Origin of the sequence: Riemerella anatipestifer, assembly GCF_009932355.1 — a bacterium.
Lineage (GTDB): Bacteria > Bacteroidota > Bacteroidia > Flavobacteriales > Weeksellaceae > Riemerella > Riemerella anatipestifer_E.
This window is the reverse complement of sequence record NZ_LEKU01000007.1, coordinates 1-21,265: the sequence shown is the minus strand read 5'-3', so window position 1 is coordinate 21,265 and position 21,265 is coordinate 1. Positions and strand designations below refer to the sequence as shown.

Annotated in this window: 20 protein-coding genes and 1 rRNA gene; 18 read left to right on the top strand and 3 right to left on the bottom strand. The window is 35.3% G+C overall.

Annotation, left to right across the window (positions count from 1 at the left end; all coding sequences use genetic code 11):
* Positions 1-23: 23 nt before the first annotated feature.
* From GXW81_RS03045 to GXW81_RS03025, 5 genes are all read left to right on the top strand, one after another.
* Positions 24-461, top strand: coding sequence for a hypothetical protein (locus tag GXW81_RS03045; protein WP_154468950.1), 438 nt, complete (start codon positions 24-26; stop codon positions 459-461).
* A 99-nt stretch (positions 462-560) separates the two neighbouring features.
* Positions 561-1,568, top strand: coding sequence for an aspartate-semialdehyde dehydrogenase (gene asd / locus GXW81_RS03040; protein WP_161531139.1), 1,008 nt, complete (start codon positions 561-563; stop codon positions 1,566-1,568).
* Between the two features lie 675 nt (positions 1,569-2,243).
* Positions 2,244-2,915, top strand: a complete 672-nt coding sequence (locus GXW81_RS03035; protein ID WP_161531138.1) for a hypothetical protein — start codon at positions 2,244-2,246, stop codon at positions 2,913-2,915.
* A gap of 15 nt (positions 2,916-2,930) precedes the next feature.
* Entirely contained in the window at positions 2,931-5,168 is a 2,238-nt protein-coding gene (locus GXW81_RS03030) for a hypothetical protein (RefSeq protein WP_161531137.1), read from the top strand.
* A gap of 84 nt (positions 5,169-5,252) precedes the next feature.
* Positions 5,253-5,639, top strand: coding sequence for an HU family DNA-binding protein (locus GXW81_RS03025; RefSeq protein ID WP_161531136.1), 387 nt, complete (start codon positions 5,253-5,255; stop codon positions 5,637-5,639).
* An 883-nt stretch (positions 5,640-6,522) separates the two neighbouring features.
* Here GXW81_RS03025 and GXW81_RS03020 read toward each other — a convergent pair.
* The 3 genes from GXW81_RS03020 to rlmD are packed head-to-tail and all read right to left on the bottom strand — an operon-like array spanning position 6,523 to position 9,035.
* Complete coding sequence (locus GXW81_RS03020) at positions 6,523-7,179, bottom strand: DUF6048 family protein (RefSeq protein WP_161531135.1); 657 nt, start codon at positions 7,177-7,179, stop codon at positions 6,523-6,525.
* On the bottom strand, positions 7,145-7,624 hold the full coding sequence (locus GXW81_RS03015; protein WP_161531134.1) for a DUF6452 family protein: 480 nt from the start codon (positions 7,622-7,624) through the stop codon (positions 7,145-7,147). The genes GXW81_RS03020 and GXW81_RS03015 overlap by 35 nt, the downstream gene beginning before the upstream one ends.
* 1 nt (position 7,625) lies before the next feature.
* Positions 7,626-9,035, bottom strand: coding sequence for a 23S rRNA (uracil(1939)-C(5))-methyltransferase RlmD (rlmD, locus tag GXW81_RS03010; protein WP_161531133.1), 1,410 nt, complete (start codon positions 9,033-9,035; stop codon positions 7,626-7,628).
* Positions 9,036-9,201: 166 nt separating this feature from the next.
* Between rlmD and GXW81_RS03005 the strand changes: the two genes are divergently transcribed.
* The 13 genes from GXW81_RS03005 to GXW81_RS02945 form a co-directional block, all read left to right on the top strand.
* Positions 9,202-10,863, top strand: coding sequence for a DUF6909 family protein (locus GXW81_RS03005; RefSeq protein ID WP_161531144.1), 1,662 nt, complete (start codon positions 9,202-9,204; stop codon positions 10,861-10,863).
* A gap of 104 nt (positions 10,864-10,967) precedes the next feature.
* Positions 10,968-11,552 carry an LUD domain-containing protein gene (locus GXW81_RS03000; protein ID WP_038693711.1) on the top strand — a complete coding sequence of 195 codons (585 nt, stop codon included), beginning with the start codon at positions 10,968-10,970 and terminating at the stop codon, positions 11,550-11,552.
* Between the two features lie 21 nt (positions 11,553-11,573).
* Positions 11,574-12,452, top strand: coding sequence for a phosphatidate cytidylyltransferase (locus GXW81_RS02995; RefSeq protein ID WP_161531132.1), 879 nt, complete (start codon positions 11,574-11,576; stop codon positions 12,450-12,452).
* Between the two features lie 16 nt (positions 12,453-12,468).
* A complete protein-coding gene (locus GXW81_RS02990; protein ID WP_161531131.1) occupies positions 12,469-13,122 on the top strand; it encodes a phosphatidylserine decarboxylase family protein in 654 nt (217 codons plus the stop codon).
* Positions 13,123-13,302: 180 nt separating this feature from the next.
* On the top strand, positions 13,303-14,181 hold the full coding sequence (locus tag GXW81_RS02985) for a DUF6089 family protein (RefSeq protein WP_161531130.1): 879 nt from the start codon (positions 13,303-13,305) through the stop codon (positions 14,179-14,181).
* A 4-nt stretch (positions 14,182-14,185) separates the two neighbouring features.
* Positions 14,186-14,932, top strand: coding sequence for an isoprenyl transferase (locus GXW81_RS02980; RefSeq protein WP_154468938.1), 747 nt, complete (start codon positions 14,186-14,188; stop codon positions 14,930-14,932).
* A 32-nt stretch (positions 14,933-14,964) separates the two neighbouring features.
* Positions 14,965-17,517, top strand: coding sequence for an outer membrane protein assembly factor (locus tag GXW81_RS02975; RefSeq protein WP_161531129.1), 2,553 nt, complete (start codon positions 14,965-14,967; stop codon positions 17,515-17,517).
* A 15-nt stretch (positions 17,518-17,532) separates the two neighbouring features.
* Positions 17,533-18,063, top strand: a complete 531-nt coding sequence (locus tag GXW81_RS02970; protein ID WP_014937835.1) for an OmpH family outer membrane protein — start codon at positions 17,533-17,535, stop codon at positions 18,061-18,063.
* Between the two features lie 54 nt (positions 18,064-18,117).
* The gene (locus tag GXW81_RS02965) at positions 18,118-18,618 is read left to right on the top strand and encodes an OmpH family outer membrane protein (protein ID WP_154137306.1); all 501 of its coding nucleotides are present in this window, start codon (positions 18,118-18,120) and stop codon (positions 18,616-18,618) included.
* A 62-nt stretch (positions 18,619-18,680) separates the two neighbouring features.
* On the top strand, positions 18,681-19,175 hold the full coding sequence (locus GXW81_RS02960; RefSeq protein ID WP_004917605.1) for a thioesterase family protein: 495 nt from the start codon (positions 18,681-18,683) through the stop codon (positions 19,173-19,175).
* A 20-nt stretch (positions 19,176-19,195) separates the two neighbouring features.
* Positions 19,196-20,059 carry a dTDP-4-dehydrorhamnose reductase gene (gene rfbD / locus GXW81_RS02955; protein WP_004917607.1) on the top strand — a complete coding sequence of 288 codons (864 nt, stop codon included), beginning with the start codon at positions 19,196-19,198 and terminating at the stop codon, positions 20,057-20,059.
* Positions 20,052-20,717 (top strand): hypothetical protein, encoded by a 666-nt coding sequence (locus tag GXW81_RS02950; protein WP_004917610.1) that lies wholly within the window; start codon positions 20,052-20,054, stop codon positions 20,715-20,717. Before rfbD ends, GXW81_RS02950 begins: the two co-directional genes overlap by 8 nt.
* 408 nt (positions 20,718-21,125) lie before the next feature.
* Positions 21,126-21,265, top strand: a 16S ribosomal RNA gene (locus GXW81_RS02945); the annotation flags it as partial.

Sequence of the window (21,265 nt, the reverse complement as noted above, 5' to 3'; positions counted from 1 at the left end):
TTGCTACCGAAAAATAGATTATTATGGAAAATATGATTTTGCACGCTCATAGAGGGTTTGCTTATTTGGTTTTATTAGCGGCAGCAGTATTTGTGGTGGCGCTTTTGGTAGCTATGTTTGGCTATTCTGGTAAAGTATCCAAATTACTTAGAAAGTCTAGCTTGTTTACAATGATTTTGTTTCACACACAATTTCTTATAGGTTTGGGAATGTTGTTTTTTAAATCACAATTTCTATTCTATCTTAAAGAAATAGGTATGGGAGGCATTATGAAAGATGCCGTTTTAAGATTTTCTTATGTGGAACACCCTGTAACGATGTTGGTGGCTGCTGTACTGATGACGATAGTAAATAAGAAAATTAAAACATCGGAGACGCTTAACTTTGGTATTGTTATTATGGGTCTGTTAGCGGTAGTTTTATTCTTGTTGAGATTCCCTTTTGATAAACTTTTTGGTTAAAAGTTAGATTTAAAAAATAATTAAATCAATGCTCTAAAAAATCAACAATTACGGTATTTTAGAGCGTTGGTGCTAAAATAGATAGAGAATAATTTAGATATGAAAATAGCAGTAGTAGGTGCCACAGGTATGGTGGGACAAGTGATGCTCAAAGTGTTGGAAGAAAGAGATTTTCCTGTAACGGAGCTTATACCCGTAGCCTCTGAAAAATCGGTTGGAAAAAAGATAAAATTTAAAGGAGCAGAATATCCTATAGTGTCTATGGAAGATGCCGTAGCCAAGCAACCTGCCATTGCGATATTTTCCGCAGGTGGTGACACTTCTTTGGAGTGGGCGCCTAAGTTTGCAGAAGTAGGCTCTTTTGTGGTGGATAACTCTTCAGCGTGGCGAATGGACCCTACTAAAAAACTAGTAGTTCCAGAAATAAATGCTGAGGTTTTAACCAAAGACGATAAGATTATTGCCAATCCAAACTGTTCTACAATTCAGTTGGTAATGGTGCTTAATCCGTTGCATAAAAAGTATAAAATAAAAAGAGTGGTGGTATCTACCTATCAGTCGGTTACAGGGACAGGTAAGGCGGCGGTTGACCAGCTTAATGATGAAATTAGAACTTCTGTAGAAGGTGGAGAAGCATCGGTTCCGAAGGTTTATCCTTATGAAATATTCAAAAATGCTTTACCACATTGCGATGTGTTTTCTGATGAAGGCTACACCAAAGAAGAGCTTAAACTAATGCGTGAGCCTAAGAAAATTATGGGGGACGATAGCTTTAACCTCACGGCTACAGCAGTAAGAGTACCTGTACAAGGTGGACACTCTGAAAGCGTAAACATAGAATTTGAAAACGATTTTGATTTGGATGAGGTAAAACAAATACTAGCCAATACTAGTGGTGTAACGCTTCAAGACGATTTGAGTCAAAATCTATATCCTATGGCAAGATATTCCGAAGGTAAAGATGATGTTTTTGTGGGTAGATTAAGAAGAGATAGCTCTCAACCTAACACACTTAACTGCTGGATTGTAGCAGATAACTTAAGAAAAGGAGCGGCTACCAATGCGGTACAAATTGCAGAATATTTAGTAAAACATCAGTTGGTTTAGATGATAAATAAAAGTGATAAAAAAATCTTTTAGCAAACTGCTAAAAGATTTTTTTTATGCCGATTGGCTATAAGATTAAAGCCGATAGACTTATAATTGAGTTACCAAATATTTAAAAATGTTCTAAAAACTTGCACACTTCCACAAAAGGTTATAAGTTTGCTTCATATTTATGCGATACACTATCAGCGACATACAAAAAAGTGAAAAAAACTTACACAAAAATTTGGTACTTCCAAATAATTGTGTAAACACACACACACACACACACACACACACACACAGATAGTTTCGTGTATATGCGTTCTATTATCTAGAAAATTCTTTAGACTTTTATCGTTAAAACAAAATATCGTTCCGCCAACTTTTGTTGGGGGCTTTTTGCGTTTATCCTATTCTAAATTTAGCTTTCATAAATACATGCTAAAAGCACCATTGTTTTGTCTAATAACATGGTCGTTCTTGTTAGGTGCTTTTAGTGTTCAGGAGGAGCGTTCTGCTCTTTCTGTATTAGCCTTTCCTCTCGTTTTGTGTGTGTTTAGAGGGGGAAGGCGTTTTTTTAGGTTAGAACTTAGAGGTGAGATATTAGAACCTAGTATCACCTCAACCCTTAAGTCTAAAATCCAACATCTAAAATCTATAATATAAATATCAACAATTCTAAAATTAAATATTATGACAACAAAAACGACAAAATTGAGTGTATTCGCCTTTTTAGGTTTAGGCTTAGTGGCTTACGGGCAACAAGGATTGTACGATGGTAAGGTAGGTATCAATACAGATACTCCTAACGCTACCTTGGAGATTCAAATATCTGATGCTAATAAAACTGGAAACACCAAAGAAGGGATTTTAATCCCAAATGTAAGTGCCGAGAGAGCTGAAAATATGGGTACAGAGTTAGAAGATGGCACTTTGTTATTCATCGGTTCTGGAACTGCTAACACAGCAGGTACTACTTCTAATTACAATGGTAAAGGGTTTTACTACTTTGATAAAACCACTACCAAATGGGTAAAAGTAGGAGCGGCTTCTACAACTAAAGAATTTACCGCAAGATTAGGACAAACTACAGGTTCAAATTATGATTGGACAGATGGAGGTAAAGGGTATGTAGATTTCTATGAATTTACCACTGATGGTGGAGCTATAATGTTGCCAGATCCTACATTGCCAGAAAATAAAGGTCGTATTATCCATTTCAAAAATTCTACGGGTGGACTTATAAATTACACAGGTACAATGGGGGTGTCTTATCCAGATAGAACAAATGGTATAACAGCGTCTTCAGCTCAAATGGTTTGGTCTAATGGGACAAAGTGGTATTTAATAGGAGGTAGAAATTAATAAAAAATAGAAACAATGAAAAAAATATATATTACAGCAGGATTACTAATATTAGGAACAACTGCAACAGCACAAGTTTTAACCAATGGGCAGACTTCGGCAGATTTATTTAATACTAATTATTTTTTAGATGGTAGTAGCTTCAAAAATAAATTAGATCCATCTGTTGGTAAAGTGTTAGGTTTTCCACAGACAGACCTTACTAAATTTACATTCAATTTAGATGTGGTAGAAAATGATATAGTAACTTCTGGGTTTGACGGTGTAGTGGTGTATAACACTGCCACAGGTAAAACATTAGCAGATGCTAGCAAAGGAGGGAAACAAGTAGATGTAACCCCAGGTTTTTACTATTTTTCTAATCCTAATGGTGCTACAAACCAAACAGTTTCCGAAGGGAAATGGGTAAGGCTAGGTTCAGGCAATGAGACTAACCAACCATGGGTATATAACGCAGAGGGGAATGCAGTATTGAATTACCCTTTGTCAAAAATAAATGCCGAGTTCTCCAAAGATCAATTTATTTTGAAGAATGTAAATGATGATGCCTACCAGTATTATAGCGCTAGTATAGATGGGGGCAGAACCAAAGTTTCTAATTCTCTTTTTGAGAACAGTGCTTTTAGTCAATTATTTAAAGTATCTAAGTTGACGATAAATAATCCTCTTAAACCTTCTAATGGTTTAAACTCTGTTTTTGTATTAGATAAAGATGCTGCACAGACAAGTGAAGTTAATGGGAATATAATGAATACATTTACAGATGCAGAGAATACTCAAAACTATAATAATTTGAGGGGATTAACTGCATTATCTAGCCATAATGGTACGGGGAGCGTGTCACAGCTAATAGGTTCATTGGGAATGTCAGTAACTTTTCCTTTCTCTACAACTACCAACCAGTATGGTATGTTTGGACAAGCTTCCAATTATTCTGATAATCCAATGACTAATTTAACTGGGGTAAGAGCTTATGCTTCTCACAGAGGAAATGGGACTTTAACAACTTTGAGAGGTTTAGAGTCAGTGGTTAACGCAATAACAGCCGCTACTGGAGATATTACTGATGCTATAGGGGTTTCTTCTAATGTATTGTTTAATAATGACCAATATACGGGTAATATTACAACGATAAAGGGGCTTAATATCACGCAAAGTATTACTCCTACAATCGCAACAAAAGTTACTAATAATTATGGGCTTTTTATAGGTGATGTTACGGCGGGTACAAGACCTTATTCTATATATACAGGAGCGGGAGCAGTTCGTTTTGGAGATCTTAAAGGGACAGGAAATAGAGTTGTATTGGCAGATGCGGAGGGTAAGTTAACTACAGGAAGTGTGTCTTCTGGAGATTTAGGACTTTGGACAAATGATACAGCTAACTCTGCTATAAAAATTAAGAACTTATCAGATGGTATAAACGAAAGATTAGAGGGGAATAATATTTTTATTAATGATAAAGGATATGTAGGCGTGGGAACTAAATCACCCGAAAGGAAGTTACATTTAGTTGGAAATGATAATGCTTTGGGCGAAATTCTATTGCAGTCGGCTTCTAATACAATCCTGTCGCCAGGGGTACTATCTAGAAAATTGAGAGGAACAATTGAGAACCCAGAAGCAGTAATGGAAAACGATCATCTAATAACCTTGGGAGGAGGAGCTTATGATGGGGGCAAATATAATTATAATAGAGGGGTCATTTTTGTTAATGCTTCAGAAAACTGGACAGATGTAGCACATGGAACAAATATTACATTTCTAACAACATTGAATGGTTCAGATACACGTTCAGAAGCTATGAGAATAGAAAATAATGGTAATGTGGGTATAGGTACAATTACTCCAACCGAAAAACTAGAAGTAGCAGGTAAAGTAAAAGCAACTTCTTTTATAGGCACCAACGGAGCAAGTATCTTCCCAGACTATGTATTCCAAAAGTATTATACAGGTACTTCTAGCCTAAAGGCAGATTATAGCTTTAAAACCCTTAGCCAAGTAGAAAATTTTGTAAAAACTAACGGGCATTTACCAGGGTATCAGTCTGCAGAAGCTATCAAAAAACAAGGTTATATAGACCTTATGGCAACACAACTTACCAATGTAGAGAAGATAGAAGAACTTTATCTGCATAGTATAGAGCAAGACAAGGCTCTAAAAGCGAAAGATGCAAGAATAGAAAGCCTAGAAAATAAAAATAAGGAGTTGGAGACTCGTTTACAGAAACTAGAATCTTTATTAGTAAAATAGTTTAACCCTTTCCCCTATTGTGTGTTTTAGTACGGTGGGGGATTTTTTTAATAGAGAAAAATTAAACCATAAAAAGTAAAAGATATGTCAATCAAGTACAAAGTTATTGAAAGAGTTCAACCAGGTGTTGCTGGTGGAGGCGATAAAAAATGGTATGCTAGTGTTACTACTGATGGAGAGGTAGGTATAGACGAGCTTACCAAACAAATCGAGAAGTTTTCTGCTTTAAGTGAGGCAGATATTAAGGCGGTCATTATAGCCTTAGAGAATGTGATACAAAACGCTTTGGCAGATAGTAAAATCGTCCGTTTGGAAAAGTTGGGGACACTCTATCCTACCCTAAGCAGTGGTGGTGCGGCAACAGAGAAAGATTTTAACCAAAGTCTTATTAAATCGGTAGGTGTAAACTACCGCCCTGGTAAACGCATATTAGACAGTATGAAAGCAGCAGGTTTTGAGAAGAAGAAATAAGACTTTTTACAAGTCCTCCGAAACTACTTATATTAGGGATATTAAAAAACATAGCTATCTTTTACCCAAAAGGTAGCTATGTTTTGCTTAAAACCTAGTTATGTTTTTGTGAAAACCTAGCTAGGTTTTTAGTAGTCTCAACTATCTTTGCTGTGGAGAGTGTGTTTATGATATAGTATATCTGACCTCTAATCCCGATGGCGTTAAGAACCTCGTAAGTAAAGGCGTTAAAAAATACCCATTGTTTGAGCAAAGATGTGGGCAAAAGCGATGGGGCGATTTTTGGGGGTTTTAGCCTTTATTAAAGAGGTTTAGCCAAAGGGGTTAAAGTCTTGATTTTTGCTTCTTTTGGCTCCGCCGAACCACTGCGTTAGGTTTCATTAAGGAAAAGAAGGGCGATAAATATGTCTGCTTGTCCTTTTGTCTTGAAACAAAAGGACGAAAAATTCAAGAGCAAAGGTTAGGTTTGCCTACGGCACGGGACTGTCCCCTGCTATTTGGAAGCTATCGCTCCCAATACCGCTACGGGGGCATTCCCTAAACTTACCTTTGCTCGGCAGAACATTGATAATGGCTAAGTGGTTATCATTTAAAGCGGTCAGTATATCCGACCTCTAATCCCGATGGCGTTAAGAACCTCGTAAGTAAAGGCGTTAAAAAATACCCATTGTTTGAGCAAAGGTGTGGGCAGGAGCGTTAGAGCGAGTTTTGGGGATTTTAGCCTTTATTAAAGAGGTTTAGCCAAAGGGGTTACAGTCTTGAATTTTTGCTTCTTTTGTTTCAAGACAAAAGAAGGGAAATAGATGTATATATCTGTACTTTTAGCTTGACTTAAACCTAACGCAGTGGTTCGGCGTAGCTAAAAGGGACGAGAAAACTATGGTTAAAAATAATAAGCTAAATTCCACGCAAATCCCATATTAAATTTGCCAGAGCTTCGCCCAAATCCAGGGACAACCATAGGGAAAACGCCGTCTTGTTTTGTGGTATAAAGTAAGTATTTGGGTTGTGCATTAACATCTATAAAGAAGTTAGAATTAAAAAGCCTTACCCTTCCGCCCACGGTAGCCTCTACCCAATAAGAGGATTGCCGAGAAGTGGGCAAACTAGTCGTAAAAACTTGCCCTAGAGAGCCTTTGGTAGGAATGGCGAGGTAGGTTTGCTGATAAAAAGCAGTAGCGAGTTTACCTCCTGCATAGAACCCATTGCGACGGTCTTCGGCATCGGTTACCATCATATAGAAAGCTCCTAGCTTACCAAAAATCCCTGAAGTAGTTGCATTATAAGCATTTTTGTCATAAATGTTTTGGGCATAGCCACCTTCTACAATTCCATTGAGTTTGCCTTTAATTTCGCTTGAAACAAAAAACTGAATGTTCTTTTGCTTAGAAAATACCGAAAGCCCAGCCCCTAAAACATTAACACCCACCATAGCGTTAGGCTGATATTTCCATTTTGTTTTTAGGCTGTCTTTGTCTTGGGCAGATAGGTTTAGGAAAAAAACACTAAAAAATAAGATAAAGATGGGTTTTATTTTCATCGTGGACATTCTTTTCGTTGAGTTCTATATTTTTAACAGGAGTGGCATTCTCCAAAACAGCCGAAAGGTCGTTGTAGAGTCTTCGCATACCACAAGCAGGAGAAACATATTCTGAAACAGGCGTGTAAAGCACCCTTACTTTGGAGGGCGTTCCTTTGGCACTGGTACTAATGTAGAGGTCTGTAAAGTTGGTATCATCTACTCTCAATGGTACGAGTACCGAATCTGGTTTTAAGGCAGAAACTACCGTTTTAATATTCTCCTCCCCTGTCAGTTTTACTCCTACAATAAGGGTATCTGGCTGGTAGAGTTTGTTAGAACTGTCTTTAAATTTAAGTTTCATTCTAGGAGAGCTTAGTCCACTTTCACAAATATCATCATCGCTTCCACAAGAGGCGAGATAAAGTAGCATTCCTAAAACAAAAATGAGGTTGAGTAGTTTCATTTTAAATCTTCTTTAATAGGGCAATATTTTCTATGTGATGCGTTTGTGGGAACATATCCACAGGGAGGATTTTCTCTACACGATAATGTTCCTTCATTAAGGCTAAATCTCTTGCTTGTGTGGCAGAGTTACAACTTACATAGACTATTTTTTCTGGAGCTAGTTTTAGGATTTGTTCCACTACCTTTTGGTGCATTCCGTCTCTCGGAGGGTCGGTAATTAGGACATCTGCCTTAGGGTGTTGAGCTAAAAATTCATCAGTAAATATTTCTTTCATATCCCCACAGTAGAAGGTGCAGTTGTCTAGACCGTTATGCTTAGCGTGTTCCTTAGCGGCAGCTATGGCTTCTGGTACAGACTCAATCCCAATCACTTGCTTGGCTTTTCTCGCCACAAACTGTGCAATAGTCCCTGTGCCTGTGTAGAGGTCGTACACCACTTCGTTTCCTTTTAAATCGGCAAACTCTAGCGTCTTTTGGTAAAGGGCTAAGGCTTGTTGGTAATTGGTTTGGAAGAAAGATTTAGGACCTATTTTAAATTGCAAATCTTCCATTTCTTCTATTAAAAAACCATCGCCGTAGTAGGTTTCTACCTCTAAGTCGTAGATGGAATCGTTAGGTTTAGGGTTGATGGCATACACCAAAGTTTTAATCTGAGGAAAAGTGTTGAGGAGATATTCAAACAAGGCTTCTCGTTCTTCCTTTTGTTCTTTGTAGAATTGGAAGAGTACCATCCACTCGCCTTTGGAGTTTTGTCTTAGCATAAGAGTTCTTAAAAAACCTTCTTGATTTTTAACATCAAAAAACTCTAGCTGGTGAGCATCGGCATAATTTTTTACAGCAAGTCTTATTTCGTTAGAAGGTGTTTCTTGTAGGAAACATTCTTTTAAATCCAAAATCTTACTCCACATACCAGGGATATGGAAGCCTAGAGCGTTTTTATTGTCAATATCAGCTCCATTAAGTATTTCTTCGGAAGTCAGCCATCTAGCATTAGAGAAAGAAAACTCCATCTTGTTTCTGTAGAAATACTCTTGCGGAGAGCCTAAAATCGGCAAAGCCTCAAAATCGGTTAATCCACCAATTCGTTTAAGATTGTTAAGAACTTCGGACTGCTTAAATTCTAGCTGTTTTTCGTAAGACAAGTTTTGCCATTTGCAACCACCACATACTCCAAAGTGTTTGCATTGAGCCTCTACCCTATCTTGAGAAAATTCTACAATCTCTACAGCTTCGGCTTCGTAGTATTGTTTTTTAGATTTTTTTACTCTAGCGTTTACCGTATCACCTGGGACTGCTCCCGAAACCAACACTGTTTTGCCCTCGGTGGTTTTTCCCACAGCAACGCCTTTAGCTCCCGCTGATACTAACTTTAGGTTTTCTATAATGATGTTTTTATGCTTTCTCCCCATATTTCTAAAACTAATTGATGCAAAAATAAGGTTTTAAAATAGACTGCTAAAAAGAAAATCAAAAAAGGCATACAGAGACCAATATTACTAAGGATAATTAAGCTAAAGACTTATAAATTTGGAAAAATACGTAAGTTTGCAGTTTAATTTATTCTTTTTTAACACTATGGTAAAGTCTAGAGCAAGAGAAACAACGGAGGCTATTGAGAGGTTGTTTGTGAGTATGAGGCACTTATTTTACAGAGGTTTTTTCAAGCCAGGAGGCGTATCAGGAGAAAGCCTTAGAGATTTGTTGATGGTAATACAGCCCGAAATTTACGGCTCTATGTCTTCGCCCAAAAAGGTGGAGCTAGACGGATTACTCTATGTGCTAGACCGTTTGCCAGAAGGTATAGAAGAATGTGCTTTTATACATTTAACTTCGGACGAAGGTTTCCACAAGGCGAGTTTTCAGCCTATCGTTCCTAAAAAAAGAAGACGAAATTGCTACAGGATAGATGCTCATCAGATGAATATTGAGGTGCTTCTAGGGAGGTCAGAAATTTACGATATACTCACCCACTTGACTTTCTTCTATATAGAGGCAGATAAAATAAGAAACATTGGCTTTGATTTAGAAAAAGGAGGTACACCTCGCCGTATTTGGAAGGCAATAGAAGAGGTTGCTAAAGGCGAAAAGAAATTTACACGAAAAGAAAAAGAAGTTGCCTTAATACAGCTTTCTGCCTTTTTGGGAAGAACTTTCGAGGAAACTTTAGATGCTTACGAAAAGTTTGGTGATGAGAAAAATCCAGACCGATTATTCAAAATCATCTATAATATGGGTGAGGTAAGTTTGGCGGATTGGCGACAAGAACGAGCGAGAGAAATCTTCTTTAGTGCGATACTTCAGGAGCGTGTGGGGCATCATTTCTTTGGCGAAAAATGGGCAAATAAGGTTAAGGAAGTTTTGGTAAATAATAACCTACACAAAAGACCTTTGCATATCATAAGTGCCAATATGCACAGTGTTAAGAATATGCTTTATGCCAATGATGCTCTTAATATCAAAAATAAAGGTAGTGTAGATTATTCTCTATACGAAAGCATTAGCAACGATGCCAATCTAAGAAAAAAAGTTTCGGACTATGCCTTATCAAAAGGGCTTATCTATATAGACGACCAAAGTGGAAGTAATATAGATGTTCAAATTATAGATTTAAAGAAATTTACTTCAGAGAATACACCTTTTCAAGGAAAAGCTATCGGTAAAGAAGATGTGATTTTGGTGTTTGATTATGCCTTTGGCGAACAAGCCTTTGAAATTATGGACGAGCTTTTAAAACCTTTTAAAGTAGGAGACGAAATGTGTTTTATGCCAGTTCGTTCCATTTCTATTATGGGTAAAGCAGGAATTTTGGAAGGTAAAAAAGGAGATATTATGATACCTACTTCTCATATTTTTGAAGGGACAGCGGATAATTACCCTTTTGAAAACGCATTAAGCCTTTCCGATTTTCAAGATGATGAACTAAAGGCATTTCAAGGGTCTATGATTACGGTATTAGGAACTTCGCTGCAAAATAAGGATATTCTTTCATTCTTCATGACTACCTCTTGGAAAGCCATAGGTCTTGAGATGGAAGGAGCTCATTATCAAAAAGCTATACAGGTGGCTTCTAAAATAAGAAATCACATCAGTCCAGATTTGTTTGTGTGTTATGCTTACTATGCTTCGGATAACCCTTTAGAAACAGGGAGTACCCTTTCTTCAGGAGGATTGGGGCTTACAGGTGTTAAGCCTACCTATCTTATCACATTGAGGATTTTAGAAAAAATATTGAATTAAGACTTTTATTATCGTTTCATTAAAGATTGAGAATTTAATTTTTAATGCCATATATAATAAATATTTACTATTTTTGTTGAAAATATTGAAAAACCTCTGTTGGTTTGAGTTGGTTTAAGAACATCGTCGGTAAAATTTTTAATACAGAAGAGGAAGCAGAGAAGCCTAATATCATAAAATTAGGTGATAAGCTTAGTTCTGCAGATTTAGATTATAAATTTGCCCAGTTGTTTACACATTCTGGAGGGATTTTCAATTATTGTGCAGACGAGGCAGAAGCTCTTAAAACGCTCAATCAAATCGTTAAGTTAGAAGGTATGTCTTCTATCTTCTGTTGTGATGAAAACCTTAGAGATTTCTTAAATGTGATAGGGGTATCTTCTACGGAAACTCTAGAACTTTTCAATGATGCAGCCTTTATCACTTGTGAATATCTTATCGCTTACGATGGCAAAATAATGCTTTCTCACAATAATATCTTACACTATAACTCTTCTAGACTACCAGATAAAATTGTGATTATGGCTACTGTTTCTCAGATAGTAACCAATCTTAACGAAGCAATGATGAAAGTGAAGAGGAGAAAAAGCACTCTTAAAAATCTAACTTCGATAAGTGGTGGGCAATCACACTTAGATGACCCTCAAAAAAAGAATACTAAACTTTTTCTTCTCCTACTAGAAGATTAAATTAACTAAATCAACTCTGTTTTGGATAAAAATTTATTACTCCGTATAATATTTGGTGGTGTTTATGCACTGGTGATAATTGCTTGTACAACACCTTATGGAGCTATTACTATCAATAATTTATTAGGTAGTTATGTGGTAGGAGCGGAGCAACTCTATTTTGGACTAATTACATTTCTGTTGTTTGTAGGCGTGTGGGAATGTGTGAGAATGATGAAGTTTGATAATACTTTTTGGAAATGGTTGGTTTTTCCAGCGGTTCTTCTTGTGTATTATCGCTTTAGTATGAAATACTTCTATAATGGTTTTTATGCTAATATTACACTGTCGGAAATATTAGGATTAGCATTACTGCCTATTGCGGCATTAACATTATTTCGTTACCCTAAAGAACTTTATTACGAAAATGGCAAACTCATCTTTGCTGTTATTTATACTGTGATACCGTTTTCTTTTGCATTGGGTTTACCTACCTTTATTAAAGGACTGCCAGAATCCTTTTCTATGGAAGTATTTTGGATGTTTGTTCTTATTTGGAGCAGTGACTCCTTTGCTTATATTTTTGGAAGATTATTTGGGAAACATAAAATGGCTCCTAAAATAAGCCCTAAGAAAACTTGGGAAGGCTTTATAGGTGGAGTGTTATGCACAATGTTGTTAGGTTTTTTTATAGAGCAAAACTATACGGAACTTAGAGGTAATTGGATATTGGTAGGAGTGTTAGTATCTGTATTTGCACCTATGGGAGATTTGCTAGAAAGCCAACTAAAACGAACTTTTGGAGTTAAAGATAGTGGTAATATCATTCCGGGACATGGAGGGATTTTAGATAGGCTGGATAGTTTTATGGTATGTGCTCCAGTATTATATTTATATTTTGCGATAGAAAAGTTATTTTAATAATAAACTGATAATAATGAAATTACACAAAGAATCTAAAGGAACATTACTTGTGGTGGGAAGCGTGGTGGCTATAGTAAGCGGCTTGTCTATTTATTTTTTAAAGGGGTGGGCACTGGTTATTATACTTCCTCTTTTGGTTATTTTAGGATTGGTTTTATGGTTTTTTAGAGTGCCAAATAGAACTATTTTAGAACATAAAGAAAATGTAATAGCACCTGTGGACGGCAAAGTGGTAATGATAAAAGAAGTAGAGGAAAATGAATTCTTAAAAGGGAAGTGCATTCAGGTCTCTATATTTATGTCGCCACTTAATGTACATATTTGCCGTTATCCTGTAAGTGGGGAGGTAGTTTACAAAAAATATCACCCAGGTAAGTATCTAGTAGCGTGGCACGAGAAATCTTCTACCGAAAACGAAAGAACTACAGTTGCAGTTAAAACTCTTTTAGGGTCTAATGTTGTATTTCGCCAGATTGCGGGTTATGTTGCAAGGAGGATTGTATTCTACTGTAATGAAGGAGACACAGCCAAAGCAGGACACGAGTTTGGATTTATTAAATTTGGTTCTCGTATGGATGTATTTTTACCACAGGATACAGAGATACTTTGCAAAATAGGAGATAAAACTAAGGGTGGTTTAGATGTGATAGCTAAATTAAATAGCTAAATTAAAACACACTATTGTTATAAAGGGTTGACTGATAATGATATGGATAAATTTGCGTTTAGTAGTACATTGTGTAATTAACTTTGAGCTTGTTAGAAAAAATATTTAACGCTTCTTTAAGACGAGCTTAACTTTAAAAAGATTTATATTTGCACATTGTTTTACTCAAAACAATAAATTATGAAGAAAATAATTTTCGGTCTGTTATGTACTTTTACAACTTCTACCCTATCTTTTGCGCAAAAGCATGAGATTGGTGTTTATGCGGGGGTGAGCAACCTTGTGGGAGATATAGGTAAGACTAATTATTTACTTTCAGATTTTTCAACTTTTAGTGATATTTATGGGCCTCCAGTTAATTTAGGAGGTTTTTATAAGATGAATTTTAATCCTTATCAAGGGCTTAGATTTAATTTATCTTATTCAAATGTTAAGTTTCAAGACCATTTAGCGAAAGAGGAATATCGTAGAATTAGAAATAATTCAGGTAATAACACAGTACTATCCTTAGAATCCGTTTTTGAGTATCAGTTTTTACCAGTTAATAACGAGCAGAAATCACCTATGCTCAGTCCTTACATCTTCGGTGGTATAGGAGCTATGCTTTATTCAAGTGTTAATACTACATTAGATTTTTCTGATTATCAGCTAGTAGATGCTACAGGAACTTTTATGCCTCCTGCAATCGAAGATTATCCTGAAGGGCAACGGGCTGTAGCTAATAAATTGACAATGTCTATTCCTTTTGGGATAGGATTAAAGTATAAGTTTAACTATAATTGGGCTTTGTTTGGAGAGGTAACTTTCCGTCCTACCTTTACGGATAATATTGATTACAGCAATATGAAAGAAAGCCAAGTAAGAGTTCTTTACGATAAAGAAGCAGTAAAAGCGATAAGAGGAGGAAATACAGTGCTTTCAGAAGAAGAAATAAATGCAATTATAAAACCTTATGTGGAATCGAAAAGAGTAGGGAATTTAAATTCTAACGATTGGGTAAATACAGTTACTGTAGGTATATCCTACTCTTTTGGACGTCCACCATGTTATTGTGATTAAGAAAATGTCAGAAATAAAGAATAAAATTGATAAAAATCAACTGCCTCAACACATAGCCATTATAATGGATGGCAATGGGAGATGGGCAAAATCTAAGGGACAAGAAAGAACCTTTGGACATAAGAGTGCTATTGAAGCGGTAAGAAATGCCATCAACGCCTGTAATGAGATAGGTGTACCTTATCTTACACTATATACCTTTTCTACAGAAAATTGGGGTCGACCTTCCGATGAGGTAGATACGCTTATGAATTTGTTATCAGAAACTTTATTAGCAGAGGCGGAAGATATATTCAATAAAGGGTTGAGAATGCATGTTATAGGCGATGTGGAAAGATTACCTTCTTTGGTTAAAGATCAGTTGCTAAATGTAGTAGATTTAACTAAGAATAATACTAACGGAAATTTAGTTTTGGCTCTGAGCTACGGTTCTAGACATGAGATTTTAACGGCGGTGAAAAAAATTGCTACCGGAGTTAAAAATGGAGAGTTATCTGTAGAGGCTATCACAGAAGAAACTATAAGTCAGAATTTGTTTACTAAAGACATTCCAGATGTAGATTTATTGATTAGAACGAGTGGAGAAGTGAGGATAAGCAATTTCCTTTTATGGCAAATAGCTTATGCAGAACTACAGTTTTTAGATGTTCTATGGCCAGATTTCTCTAAAGACGACTTCTTCCAATGTGTCGTAGATTACCAAAATAAGGAGAGACGATACGGCAAAACCAGTGAGCAAGTAGCTCCTTAATATTTTAATTGAAAAAGAATAGATTTTATATAATGAGATATAAATTTTTACCAGTTCTTTTATTTGCAGCGTCAGCTCATTTATTTGGACAAGAGGTGCCTAAGACAAATCCTCAACAAGGGGTACAAAGTGAGAGTACAGCTCAGGTAGATGACTTACAAGGAAACTATATTTTGAAGGATATAGTGGTAGATGGCGTCAAAAAATATAGTGCAGATCAGGTTTTAAGATTTACAGGACTTAGAAAAGGGGAGCAGATAGAAGTGCCTGGACAAAAAATTAGCGAGGCTATAAAAAAACTTTGGAATTCTAAATATTTCTCTGAGGTAGAAGTCTATGTACAAAGTGTAGATGGGCAAAATATAGTGCTTAGATTTTTATTGGAAGACCTAAAAGATTTAGGAGAAGTAAAAGTAGTAGGGATAGATAAGAAAGTCAGTAAATCTAAGGCTGAAAAAATCATAAAAGATAATGATTTAAAACCTGGGGTAAAAATCACTAATGACTTAATAAACTCGGTAAAACATAATATTGCTAAACAGCAGATAGATAAAGGTTTCTCTGACGCTAAGGTGAATGTGGAGAATACAGTAAACCCTAAAGATCCTAATATGATGGATTGGACGATAGAGGTACAGAGGGGGAAGCGTATAAAAATAGACCGTATTACTTTTGAAGGAAACGAGAATATTTCATCTAAAAAACTTAGAAAAAAAGCATTTAAAGAGACTAAGCAAAAGAGATTTTTATTAGGAATATTAAAGTCTTCTAAGTTTGTTAAAGAGAAATACGAAGAAGATAAGAAAAACTTAGTAACCTATTATAATTCTTTGGGTTATCGTGATGCGGTAATTGTTTCCGATTCGGTTTGGAGAAATAAAAACAATAATTATGAAATTAATGTAAAACTCAACGAAGGTAAAAAATACTATATTGGAGACATTAATTTCATTGGAAATACGGCTTATAGCACAGAGTTTTTACAAAAAGTATTGGGTTATAAAAAAGGAGATATTTATGATGCCGTAGGATTTAATAAAAAAGTAGGTGAAGATGGTGGTAAAGAAGATGATTCGGATATCAAGTCTTTATACCTTAACAATGGTTATCTTTTCTCCCAAGTAACGCCTGTAGAAAAAGCAATAAAGGGAGACTCTATAGACTTAGAAATAAGAATTAAGGAAGGCGAAAAAGCTTCTTGGGATAGAGTAACGTGGAGTGGTAATACGACTACACACGACCATGTAATACTTCGTTCTTTGCAGACACGACCTGGTAATTTATTTTCCAAAAGAGATATTAAGGGAACCTATTTTGACTTAGCAGGGATGCAGTTTTTTGACCCTCAGCAAATTAAATATGATATCAAACCTAATCCACAAAATAACACTGTAGATGTTGCTTGGAGTTTGGTGGAAAAAGGTTCTTCACAAGTACAGTTACAAGCAGGTTATGGTGGTAACTCATTTATAGGAACTTTAGGACTAACATTTAATAACTTTTCTCTTAGAAATTTCTTGAGAGGCAAAGATTTTAAACCTGTTCCTCAAGGAGATGGGCAAGTATTATCATTACAGGCACAGGCAGGGCAATTCTTCCAAAATTATAGTTTTGCTTTTACAGAGCCTTGGTTATTTGGTAGCCGTCCAACTGCTTTATCTATAAGTTTAAATAACTCCATAGTAAAATATGCAGACCTTACAGGAGGTAGTCAAAGGTTAAATATATTCTCTGCGAATGTAGGTTTGACAAGAAGACTATTATGGCCAGATTATAATTTCTCCCTTTATACAGGGATTTCTTATCAGGGCTATAATTTCAATAACTTCCCATTCCAGTTTGGGTCAGAACAAGTGAGTAATGGTTCCGCAAACAATTTTGCATTTAATATATCACTTAGTAGAAATTCAGCAGGATTTGATCCTCATTTCCCTACGCAAGGGTCTAATATAGAGGCTTCTGTAAAGTTTACACCACCGTATTCTTTATTTTCGAATAAAGATTATAGTACTATGTCCACTGCGGCAAAATACAATTGGTTAGAGTTTTATAAAGTAAAACTGAGAGCTGAAACTTATAATACGGTTGTTGGTAAACTAGTATTACGTTCTACTGCAGAAATGGGCTTTATGGACGGATACAATAGGCAACTAGGAGCTCCACCTTTTGAGAGATTTTATTTGGGAGGTGTAGGGCTTTTTGCAGGAAGGTTTGATGGTAGAGAACTTATACCATTGCGTGGTTATCAGAATGCATCTATGACAGGTGGGTTAACAGAAGATGTTACCCCAACAGGTGGGGGTACATTATATAACCGTTTTGCGGTAGAATTAAGGTATCCAATTTCTATGAACCAAACGGCTAAAATCTATGCACTTACTTTTGCTGAAGGAGGTAATACTTGGAATAACTTTTCAACTTACAATCCGTTCCAGTTGAAGCGTTCTGTAGGTGTTGGTATTAGAGTATTTATGGGAGCTTTTGGTTTAATTGGGTTCGATTTTGCTTACGGATTTGACAAAACTATAGGAGGCACACAACCTTCGGGCTGGAATACCCACTTCTTAATGAACCAACCATTATAATTCAATATTGAAAAGATGATAAGTTTTTTTAAAAAAATAGCTTTTGTTCTCAGTCTATTATTTATAAGCTTTGGTATCAAAGCACAGAAGATAGGAGTTGTAGATACACGATATATTTTGGAGAAGTTTCCTCAATATAAAGAGGCAGAAAAAAGATTGGAAACACAAGTGCAAACTTGGCAAACTGAAATTAGCCAAATGCAAACCAATTATGAAGCTAAAAAAACATCATTTGAAAATGAAAAAGTACTTCTTGTAGGAGAGCAACTAAAGACAAGGGAAAAAGAAGTCTTAGAATTAGAAAAAGAGCTTAAAGGTCTTATCTCTAAAAGATTTGGAACGGATGGAGAGGTTAATAAGTTGAGAACATCTCTAACTAAGCCTTTTCAAGATCAAATTTGGAATGCTATAAAGCAAGTTAGTGATAAAAATGGTTTAGGCATAGTTCTTGATAAGGGTAACGATGCAAATATACTCTTTACTGATAAAAAGTACGATTATACCGATAAAGTATTGGATATTTTACTTAAAAATCAAAAAAAATAAGTATAATTGCAGAGAGAAATAAAAAACTATAAAAATTAAACTTTATTTATTATTATGAAAAAATTAAGCGTATTGTTTGCAGCGGTAATGATGTTTGTATCTATGGGAGTTGCAAAGGCACAAAAAATAGCTACAGTAGATGTAGAAGCTATTTTGAGCATGATGCCTGAAAAGAAAAAAGCAGATGAACAATTATTAAGTGTATTTAAAGCAAAACAAGTAGAAATTCAAAAACAAGCACAAGCTTGGCAAGAAGAGGTTGCAGCTTACCAAAAAGCAGCAGCTACAATGACTGAAGCTCAGAGAACAGCTAAAGAAGGAGAGTTGCAGAAGAAACAACAGAATATTCAGCAAATGTCAGAAGCTGCTCAGAAAGATTATACAGAGAAGCAACAAGCAGCTTACGCTCCTATAGATAAGAAATTTATGGAAGCTACAGAAAAAGCAGCTAAAGCTAACGGTTGGGACTTTATTTTTGACTCTAACACTATGGGGTTAATCTACAAAGGAGGAGCTGATGCTACTGCAGCTGTTAAAAAAGAATTAGGACTTTAATTAAGTTGAAAATATCTATGAAACCACTCAAAAAGAGTGGTTTTTTTATTTAAATATAATATATGGGAGAATTAAAAGAGTTTGAGAGTATAGTTAAAATTCGTTTCGCAGATTGTGATCCAATAGGGCATCTTAATAATGTAAAATATTTGGAGTATATGCTCAATGCAAGAGAAGATCATGTGGAAGATAACTACGGATTTACCTATCAAGAATATGCACAAAAAACAGGCTGTACTTGGATTGCTATAGAAAACCAAATAGCATACCTAAGAGAAATAAGAGCTAATACTAAAGCTAAAATTACAAGTAAAACCATTATGATGGATAAAAGAACAGCTTTAGTAGAAATTTTAATGAAGGCTCTGGATTCTGATTTAGTTTACGCTGTATTATGGGTAAAGGTTATTCACTTTAACCTTAAAACAAGAAAATCACAAGAACACACTCCAGAAATTATGGAACAGTTTGGTGAATTCTTGGTAGAAATATCGGAAAAAACATTCCAAGAAAGAGTTGATAACTTGAGAAAAATAAATAAATTTGTGGGGATATAGTGTAAATATTAAGATAAGATATGAGTAAAATTTTAGTTACAGGGGCTGGTGGACAACTAGGTAATTGTTTCAAAAAGTTAGAGCAAAACTATCCACAATATAACTTTGTATTTAAAACTTCAAAAGAGTTGGATATAACAGATGAAGGAGCTGTTTTAGATATTTTTAATGAGGAAAAACCATCAGTTTGTATCAATGCTGCGGCATACACCGCTGTAGATTTGGCGGAGCAGGAGCAAGAAAAAGCCTATAACATTAACGCTAATGGCGTGGAAAATCTAGCAAAAGCTTGTCAAGAAAATCAAACATTATTGATACACATCAGCACCGATTATGTTTTTGACGGAGACACAAATTTGCCATATTCAGAAGATGATTTTACCAATCCTCTTGGCGTTTATGGGAAGTCTAAACTTAGAGGGGAAGAATTGGCTTTAGAGAATAATCCTAATACAATAGTCATTCGTACTTCTTGGCTTTACTCTGAGTTTAATAAAAACTTTGTAAAAACAATGCTTCACCTTTTTTCTCAAAAAGATGAATTAAATATAGTAAACGACCAATTCGGTCAGCCAACCAATGCAAATGATTTGGCAGAAGCTGTAATGAAAATCATAGAAACACCTTCAAAGAAAATGGGTATCTATCATTTCTCTAACTATTCAGAGACCACTTGGTACGAGTTTGCTACAAAAATTAAAGAATTCTCAAAAAGTAATATTAAACTAAACCCTATTCCAACAGAAGCCTATCCTACTCCAGCTAAGAGACCACATAGAAGTACCTTTGCTTTAGATAAAATAGAAAAAGATTATCAGATAGAAATAAAGTATTGGCAACCTAGTTTAGAGTCTTGCATAGAAATCCTTAAAGAAAATGAATAAATTTGTTTTAGCCCTTAGCCTATGTCTATCAATTGTTGGGTTTTCTCAACGATACGACCTAGTAGAAATTAAAGATAAAATAGAAAGTACAGATAAATCGTTCTTTAGACTTATCCAAGAAGATATTGAAAAAGCACACTATTTAGGTAAATTAGAGGTAGCTAATGCATCTTCGGACGACAGAGTTAATTATGTAGCAATATACAATAAGGCTAAATTTATAGGAGCTAATGCTTATCAAATTATATTTCCTGAAACTATAGATGGGCTAAACGCTAAAAATAAACAATACTATACAGTATTATTGTACTCTATAAATGTAGAAAATATAACAAGGGTTCATGATGAAGTTTATTTATTTAACACAGGAGACAAAGCTCAGAAATTAAAAATAGAAGATAAAAGATTAACTCTTTTACCAAAATCTTATTATAAAATAAATTTAACAGAAAAGCCAATAGATGTTTCAGTAGGTGGATTTCTTGGTTCTAGGATTAAACTTCCAACGAAAACAGGAACTAATAACTCATTATATTTTAATGTATCCAATACATCACTTAGAGGAAAAGACGGTTTTCTCAATCTAAAGACAGGAGATTTAGAAAGATTAGACGAGGTTTATGCTAACTATTTATTAAATTTCTACACATCTCATTAGTTAGGTTCAAAATTTTTCTCTTTTGCAAATCAGTCGATTATATATTATGGATAAAAAAAGGATATAAAACATTTGGAGTTAATGGTAAAGAATTTATATTTTTGCACCCTCGATACGAGAGAGTAGGAGTAGATTGATAGATTAAATACTTAGTAGTGATAAGCCTTAAGAATAAGGAGGGGTGTTGCGAGGGGTATTTAGTAGTGTTGAGAGAAAATATTTAAAAATTTTTTCAAAAACATTTGGTCAATAAAAAAAAACTTTTTACTTTTGCACTCGCAAATCGGAACTGAGGTAATCAGTGAGAGATTTAGCGAGAAGAATAGAGAACATTGAAAGATAATATAACAACCAAGTAAGGAAAAAAACCAAAGCGTAACAAAACTTTGAGTGAGACAGGAAAAACATACAATGGAGAGTTTGATCCTGGCTCAGGATGAACGCTAGCGGGAGGCCTAACACATGCAAGCCGAGCGGTAGAGTATCTTCGGATACTTGAGAGCGGCGTACGGGTGCGGAACACGTGTGCAACCTGCCTTTATCTGAGG